Annotated in this window: 1 protein-coding gene; it reads right to left on the bottom strand. The window is 61.6% G+C overall.

From position 1 onward, the window contains the following. Window positions 1-1041: Hsp70 family protein (locus tag VLK31_RS36190; protein WP_409173318.1), on the bottom strand; the 1041-nt coding region annotated here is incomplete at both ends.

The raw sequence follows: 1041 nt of genomic DNA, 5'->3' as shown, positions 1-1041 counted from the left end.
GCCCGAGTTCGCCTTGATGGTGATCTTGTTTTCCTTGCCCGTGCCCTTGTCCTTGGCGCCCACGTGCAGGATGCCGTTGGCGTCGATGTCGAAGCTCACTTCGATCTGCGGCGTGCCGCGCGATGCCGGCGGAATGCCTTCCAGGTTGAACTCGCCCAGTGCCTTGTTGCCCGAGGCAATTTCGCGTTCGCCCTGGAACACCTTGATGGTCACGGCCGGCTGGTTGTCTTCGGCGGTCGAGAAGGTCTGTGCGAACTTCGTCGGGATCGTGGTGTTCTTGGTGATCATCTTGGTCATGACGCCGCCCATGGTCTCGATGCCGAGCGACAGCGGGGTCACGTCCAGCAGCAGCACGTCCTTGCGGTCGCCCGAGAGCACTTGCCCTTGAATCGCAGCGCCGACAGCCACGGCTTCGTCGGGGTTCACGTCCTTGCGCGGTTCCTTGCCGAAGAAGGCCTTCACCTTTTCCTGCACTTTGGGCATGCGGGTCATGCCACCGACCAGGATCACGTCGTTGATGTCGTTCACGCTGATGCCGGCGTCCTTGATGGCCAGGCGGCAAGGCGCAATGGTGCGCTCGACCAGCTCGTCGACCAGGCTTTCCAGCTTGGCGCGGGTCAGCTTGATGTTCAGGTGCTTCGGACCCGAGGCATCGGCTGTGATGTAGGGCAGGTTGATGTCGGTCTGCGCACTGCTGGACAGCTCGATCTTGGCTTTCTCCGCCGCATCTTTCAGGCGCTGCAGCGCGAGCACGTCCTTGCCCAGGTCCACGGCCTGCTCTTTCTTGAACTCGGCAATCACGTGGTCGATGATGCGCTGGTCGAAGTCTTCGCCGCCCAGAAAAGTGTCGCCGTTGGTCGACAGCACCTCGAACTGTTTGTCGCCCTCTACATGGCCAATGTCGATGATCGAAATGTCGAAGGTGCCGCCACCCAGGTCATATACCGCGATCTTGCGGTCGGCCTTGTCTTTCTTGTCCAGGCCGAAGGCCAGGGCCGCTGCGGTGGGTTCGTTGATGATGCGCTTGACGTCCAGGCCCGC

It is taken from the genome of Variovorax sp. H27-G14, from assembly GCF_046156345.1.
Lineage (GTDB): Bacteria > Pseudomonadota > Gammaproteobacteria > Burkholderiales > Burkholderiaceae_C > Variovorax.
Note: the sequence above shows the minus strand (reverse complement) of the source record. Positions and strands in the feature narration are given on the sequence as shown.